This window comes from Mycolicibacterium agri (assembly GCF_002553505.1).
Lineage (GTDB): Bacteria > Actinomycetota > Actinomycetes > Mycobacteriales > Mycobacteriaceae > Mycobacterium > Mycobacterium agri.
This window is the reverse complement of the sequence record NZ_PDCP01000029.1, coordinates 71,776-78,065: the sequence shown is the minus strand read 5'-3', so window position 1 is coordinate 78,065 and position 6,290 is coordinate 71,776. Positions and strand designations below refer to the sequence as shown.

6 protein-coding genes are annotated in these 6,290 nt (G+C 66.8%); 5 read left to right on the top strand and 1 reads right to left on the bottom strand.

Annotated elements, in window-relative coordinates:
* Window positions 1–201: 201 nt before the first annotated feature.
* From CQY20_RS17260 to CQY20_RS17240, 5 genes are all read left to right on the top strand, one after another.
* The gene (locus CQY20_RS17260) at window positions 202–1,113 is read left to right on the top strand and encodes an alpha/beta hydrolase family protein (protein WP_097941297.1); all 912 of its coding nucleotides are present in this window, start codon (window positions 202–204) and stop codon (window positions 1,111–1,113) included.
* Between the two features lie 11 nt (window positions 1,114–1,124).
* Window positions 1,125–1,892 (top strand): sulfite exporter TauE/SafE family protein, encoded by a 768-nt coding sequence (locus CQY20_RS17255; RefSeq protein WP_097941296.1) that lies wholly within the window; start codon window positions 1,125–1,127, stop codon window positions 1,890–1,892.
* Between the two features lie 75 nt (window positions 1,893–1,967).
* A complete protein-coding gene (locus CQY20_RS17250; RefSeq protein WP_097941295.1) occupies window positions 1,968–2,612 on the top strand; it encodes a carboxymuconolactone decarboxylase family protein in 645 nt (214 codons plus the stop codon).
* A 3-nt stretch (window positions 2,613–2,615) separates the two neighbouring features.
* Entirely contained in the window at window positions 2,616–3,119 is a 504-nt protein-coding gene (locus CQY20_RS17245; RefSeq protein ID WP_097941294.1) for a (2Fe-2S)-binding protein, read from the top strand.
* A complete protein-coding gene (locus CQY20_RS17240; RefSeq protein WP_207767294.1) occupies window positions 3,116–5,224 on the top strand; it encodes a xanthine dehydrogenase family protein molybdopterin-binding subunit in 2,109 nt (702 codons plus the stop codon). The genes CQY20_RS17245 and CQY20_RS17240 overlap by 4 nt, the downstream gene beginning before the upstream one ends.
* Here CQY20_RS17240 and CQY20_RS17235 read toward each other — a convergent pair.
* Window positions 5,208–6,269 (bottom strand): alpha/beta hydrolase family protein, encoded by a 1,062-nt coding sequence (locus CQY20_RS17235; RefSeq protein WP_097941293.1) that lies wholly within the window; start codon window positions 6,267–6,269, stop codon window positions 5,208–5,210. The two genes, CQY20_RS17240 and CQY20_RS17235, sit on opposite strands and share 17 nt — an antisense overlap.
* Between the last annotated feature and the right edge of the window lie 21 nt (window positions 6,270–6,290).

Sequence of the window (6,290 nt, the reverse complement as noted above, 5' to 3'; positions counted from 1 at the left end):
ATAATCCAGGGATAAGCCTTCAGATACACAACAACCTCCAACAAGGTGGCTGTTGCAATCACCCCCAGAAATCGCCCCAGGAAAGAGCGGACCTTAGCGTCTGCTCGCCGAGGAAAGGCGGGGGCTCGGGGCGCGCCAAGCGGACATGCTAGCATGCAATCGTTTGCAGGTAGAGTCCCCGAAGACCGATGGGAGCGGCCCATGCCCGCGCCGACCTTTGCAGCGATCACCGAGCCGGTGCCCGGGTCCTCCCGGCCCGTCCACTACTGCCTGGCCGAAACATGGGACGGCCTCTACGTGCCATACGCCCTGCGGCTGCCGTCGCCAGAGGCGACCGAACTGCCGTTCGTTTTCCTCGCCTACGGTAACGGCGGCGGCGGCCTGCAGTGGCTGCGGGACCGGGTCGAGACGTACGGCTACATCATGGAGCGCCTGCTCGACGCGGGTTACGCCTGCGCGTGGGGCCGATACCGCACCGAGGTCGAGCTGGGTTACCACAACGGCGGGCCGCTGGTCGTGGACCGCCGTCAGGGCATGGATTTGATGAACCGTTCGCCGTTGGAGTTCGAGGACGAGCTCGCGATCCTCGAACACGTGGCCAAGCATCCGCAGATCGACCCGAACCGGCTCGGCCACGTCGGGGTCAGCCACGCCGGAGAGATGCTGTTCAAGATCGCGTCGAGCTACGAAAGCCCGCTGAAGGCCGGAATCGCCTGCGAGCCAGCAAATCACGAGTTTCTCGACCTCACCCCCGACGACACGGCGTTCACCAACCCGGACACCCAGTTGCGCAACATCGAGGAGATGCAGATGCGCGACCCGGCGTTCGTGCGTGCCCGGATCAACGAGCCGCTGGCACTCGACCGCATCAAGCCGATCTCGCTGCCGATTCTGGTGATGGGACGCGACGACGACCACCTCCAGGGCATCTTCCGCGTCAGCTACGACCTGCTGGCCGAAAGCGGTAAGGACGCCGAATGGGTGTCATGGGATCACCCGCTGCACGGCTACATCTTCCCCGTCCGCGGCGCCGCCGGTGTCGAGGTCAACGACGTGCAGGACCGCGCAATCGATGGTGTCATCGCGTTCCTCGACCGCCACCTCGCCGGCTGATTGCGCACCAGATGCTCGAAGCAGTCGCGATATTCACGGCGGGGATATGGGCCGGTGGTATCAACACCATCGTCGGTTCGGGAACCCTGGTGACCTTCCCGACCTTGTTGCTGTTCGGCTATCCGCCGCTGACCGCGAACGTCTCCAACAACATCGGCATGGTCGCAGGCGGAATTTCCGGCATCTACGGCTACCGACGCGAACTGGACTCCAACCGCCGCATCCTGGTGCGCCTCGCGCCCGCATCGGTCGCGGGTGCGTTGGTCGGCGCCGCCCTGCTGCTCGTGCTGCCCGCCGAGTCGTTCAAGGCGATCGTGCCCGCCCTCATCGCGCTCGGCCTGGTCATGGTGCTCATCGGCCCTGCCGTGCAACGGCGCACCGCGGGGGCCCAACGTGAAGAGGGCTCGCCGACCATGTTGTCGCGAGCGCTGCTCACTTTCGGAATCTTCGGGCTCGGCGTCTACGGCGGTTATTTCGGTGCCGCACAGGGAATTTTGCTCGTCGGCCTCATGGGAATGATCCTCAGCGACGGCATTCAACGTCTCACCGCGATCAAGAACGTCCTGGCGACGGTGGTCAACGCCGTCGCCGCAATGACATTCATGATCGTCGCCACCGATCGCATCGACTGGACAGTCGTCGCGCTCATTTCCGGTGGCGCGTTCGTCGGCGGATACCTTGGCGCCCGCTTCGGCAGGCAGCTTCCCCCTGCGGTGCTGCGGGCCATCATCGTGTTGATCGGCGTCGTTGCGCTCGTCAAGATCCTGGTGTTCGACTGACGACCCTTGACGCGTCGCCCTCGACGGCGAATACTGGCCACAATCGATTGCAACCGCCGTTCATTGGAGAGCGATATGGCCTCGACGTCCAGGCAGTACATCAGCTATGTCCCGTTCGAACAGATGGACGAGCGCATGCAGGCCGAAATGGAGCGGTGCGCAAAGCACGGCACGCCCCGGCCGGAAAGCTCCGCCGTCCGCGCGCACTCACCCGAGGCGTTCTGGGCGTTCGCTGACAGCTGGCAGGCCCAATTCCACAGCGGCGTCGTCGATCACGCGCTGAAGGACCTGTGCCGGGTGTACATCTCCCGGACAGTGAAATGCGAGTTCTGCGGCAACCAGCGATCGGAGAAGGCCACCATGGCTGGCCTGCACGAGATGCAGTACGACCAGCTGCTCAACTTCGAGTCCTCCGACCTCTACGACGACCGGCAGAAGGCCGCGCTCGCCTACGCCGAGGCGATCGCCTGGGGCTGCCAGGACCTCGACGGTCTGTGGAGCCGGCTGCACGCCCACTTCTCCGAACAGGAACTCGTCGAGTTGGGCTGTTGCATCGCGCTCACCTTCGGCCAGCAGAGCTGGATTCGCCTGCTGGGCATTGACCACCACCAGTACATGGCGGGCACCGCGGCATCGATGGCCCCGGGCTTCGAAACACCCGAGCAGCTCGCCGCCAGCAAGGCCGACCCCAACTACTGGGCGGCCAAAAGCGACGTCTGAGACGTGGGCTCGTACCGACTGACGGTCAACGGCCGCGAGCACCACGTCGACGTCCCCGAGGGCACATCCCTGCTCGAAGTGCTGCGCAACGATATCGGCGACAAATCACCGAAATTCGGCTGCGGCCTGGTTCAATGCGGGGCGTGCTTCGTCCTGATCGACGGTCATCCGACACCAGCGTGCGACACTCCCGTCGAATACGTCCGCGGCGAAGTCACCACACTGGCCGGCCTCGGTCGCCCCGATGCCATGCATCCGGTGCAGTCGGCGTTCTTGGAGTTGCAGGCCGGCCAGTGCGGTTACTGCATAGCCGGGATCATCATGAGTGCCGCCGCGCTGCTGCGTGACAATCCGCGACCTACCCGCGACGACGTCTCAGAGGCGTTGCAGCGCAACCTGTGTCGCTGCGGCACACACCTGCGGTTCGTCGACGCCGTGCTGGCAGCAGCCGGCTCGGCCTCGCATTCGAGCACGGAGCCCACTCCACAAGCGGGATCGCCGACGTGACCGAACAACTGCCCGCGTCGCTGCAAGCCAACCCGTGGATCTCGACATGGCTGACCGTCGGCGAGAACGGGATGATCATGCTGCGCGTCGGCAAAGTCGAACTCGGACAGGGCATCCTTACCGCCCTCGCCCAGATCGCGGCCCACGAGCTCGACGTTGCGCCCGAGATGGTCCGGCCGGAGGCGACGAACACCCTGTCCTCCCCCGACGAGGGCCTGACCGCGGGCAGCCTGTCGATCACGGTCTCCGGTGCAGCGGTCCGACGGGTGTGCGCCGAGGCGCGCGAGTTGTTCCGCCGCGCGGCGGCCCGCAAGACCGGGCTGGACATGAAGCAGATCCGGTTGATGTCGGGCGTGTTCACCGCCCCCGACGGCGCCCACATCGGTTCATATGCCGAACTGACCGGCCTCGTCGACCTGCATGTACAGGTGGGCGACACGTCGCTCGAAATCGAGTTCGCGTCAACGGCTTCGAAAGACCTGGCCCGCCTCGACCTGCCCGACAAGGTCTTCGGCCGTGCCCGGTTCATCCACGACCTCGACTTCGACGGCATGCTGCACGCCAGGATCGTGCGGCCACCCCGCCCGGGCGCTCACCTCGACGACGCGCCGCTCGACCGCGTTTCGGCCATGCCCGGGGTCGAACGCGTCGTGCGTGGCGGCGACTTCCTGGCCGTCCTCGCCCGCCGCGAGGGCCAGGCGACCAGCGCGGCAGAAGCGCTGGCAGCCGGCGCCAGGTGGTCGGCCGGCATCGAGCTACCCCCTTCCGATGACATCGAGAACTGGCTGCGCACAGCTCAATCCGAGATTGATGTCATCCGCGCCGACGGCACCCGGCACGACGGCAACGCCACCGTGGCCGCCACCTTCTCGCGGCCCTACCTCGCGCACGCGTCGATCGGGCCGAGCTGCGCGATCGCGCGGTTCGACGGTGAACGCCTGCAGGTGTGGAGCCACAGTCAAGGCGTGTTCACGCTGGGCCGCGCCATCGCCGCCGCGCTGGAACTTCCTGCCGACGCGGTCACCGTTCAGCACGTCGAGGGGGCAGGCAGCTACGGCCACAACGGCGCCGACGACGCCGCCATGGACGCCGCGCTGCTCGCAACACAGGCCCCAGGTCGGCATGTGCGAGTGCTGTGGAGCCGCGCCGACGAAATGTCATGGGAGCCCTTCGGTCCGGCGATGGTCGCCGACGTCACCGCGAGCGTCGACGAGAACGGGACCATCACCGACTGGTCGCACCAGCTGTGGAGCAACGGCCACACCGCCCGGCCCGGTTACGCGCCGCGGCACACCATGTTGGCCGAAGCCCACCGCGCAGGCGTCACCGTGCTGCCCGCATCCGTCGATCCACCGCCCGCGCGCGGCTACGGTTCGGCCCGCAACGCCGAGCCGTATTACGACATCGCCAGGGTCGACGTGACCGTGCACCGGCTGCTGGAGATGCCGATCCGGGTGTCGTCGCTGCGGTCCCTCGGCAGCCACCTGAACACCTTCGCCCAGGAGTCCGTCATCGACGAACTCGCCGCGGCAACCGGACGTGACCCGGTCGAGATGCGCCTCGCCCACCTCTCGGATCCGCGGGCGCGCGATGTGCTGAGTACCGCTGCGGCGGAGGCTGATTGGGGCAGTCCGCTACCGGAGGGCCGTGGCCGTGGGGTGGCTTTCTGCCGGTACAAGAACCGCGGTTCGTACTGCGCGGTCGTCGCCGACGTGGAGGCGACCGACCGGCTGAAGGTCACCCGCCTGACCATCGCTGTCGATGTCGGACGGGTGGTGAACGTCGACGGCGTGCGCAACCAGATCGAGGGCGGCGCCGTGCAGGCCACCAGCTGGGCGCTGTTCGAGCAGGTTCGCTTCGACCGGCAGTCGATCACCAGCACTGACTGGGAGTCTTATCCGATCGCGCGGTTCGATCAGGTGCCCGCGGTCGAAGTCCACCTGTTGGATCGGCCCGACGAGCCGTCGCTGGGCGCCGGGGAGGCGACTCAGGGTCCGGTGACCGCCGCGATCGGTAACGCGCTCGCCGACGCGCTCGGCGTCAGGGTTCGGACGCTTCCGTTCACGCCCGACAACATCGTCGCGGCGATCAACGCGACGCCTTGAGCTGGGCAGCCATCCAGTCGGCAGTCCGATAGCGGTGCGCGGCAAGTACATTGGCGCACCCGTGATTGCCGTCAGGCAGCAACAGGAATTCGCTTCCCGGAACCTCGCGGTGCAGCCGCTCGGCCTGCTGCCAGGGGATCAGCCGATCCTTCTTGCCCGCGACCACCAGCGTCGGGCATCGCAGCATCGACGTCCGGTCGGTCATGGTGAGGGTGAGCGCCAACTCGCGGGCCTGCGCCTGGTTCTTCGACCCTGACCGGACCGTGAAGGTCTCCCGCGTCAAGGCGGGCAGGCCGTCCCAGTTCTCGCCGAACGTGTACGGGCCGCAGAGGCTTACACACGCCTTGATCCTCTCGGCGCCGCTGGCGAACCGGGGTGCGTAATAGCCGCCGAGGCTGACGCCCCACACCCCGATGCCGTCGGCGTCGATGTCGTCACGGGCAGTCAGCGCATCGACGAACGCGCGGCCGGGCACCTCCCAGTCGGCGCGGATCGGCAGCTCATACTCGGCCTCCCCCTGTCCCGGTCCGTCCACACTGAAGGTGGCGAGGCCGCGTTCGAGGAAGAGTTGCTCGGTGGCACGAAACTCCTCCTTGGTCGAATCGAGACCGGGCACGCAGATCACCGCCGGATGCGGACCGGGTCCGGTGGGCTTGCGCAACACCCCGAACAGCGTTGCGCCCTCGAACGGTATCTCGACCCGTTCGCCGGGCGGATCCAGATGCGGCAGAGCGGTATTGAGACAACGCACTGCGGCTTGGTGGGCGGTGCGCATCTGGTCCATGTCGCGGACGTAAACGAATTTCGCGAAGTGATACACCACGGCCGCCGTGCTCATATGCGCACCCGCCGAGCGGAGCCTGCCCTGCTGCAGCGCTTCGACGCCGAGGTCCTCGTGCACTTTGGCCGCGGCAGACCACGCTGCGCACCAGTCGTCCCATGACTCCAGGTCTGCCATCACCCGATCGAAGTCGGCGGCAGGCACACCGTTGGCGGTGAACCTGGGACCCCAATGCGAGCGGGCGGAAGCGACGTACTCGTCCATACGAAGACCTCTTCGAAGAAG

Bases quoted from the DNA above. Each gene is read 5' to 3' on its own strand.
- CQY20_RS17260 (WP_097941297.1), top strand. From the start codon at position 202: ATGCCCGCGCCGACCTTTGCAGCGATCACCGAGCCGGTGCCCGGGTCC.
- CQY20_RS17255 (WP_097941296.1), top strand. From the start codon at position 1,125: ATGCTCGAAGCAGTCGCGATATTCACGGCGGGGATATGGGCCGGTGGT.
- CQY20_RS17250 (WP_097941295.1), top strand. From the start codon at position 1,968: ATGGCCTCGACGTCCAGGCAGTACATCAGCTATGTCCCGTTCGAACAG.
- CQY20_RS17235 (WP_097941293.1), bottom strand. From the start codon at position 6,269: ATGGACGAGTACGTCGCTTCCGCCCGCTCGCATTGGGGTCCCAGGTTC.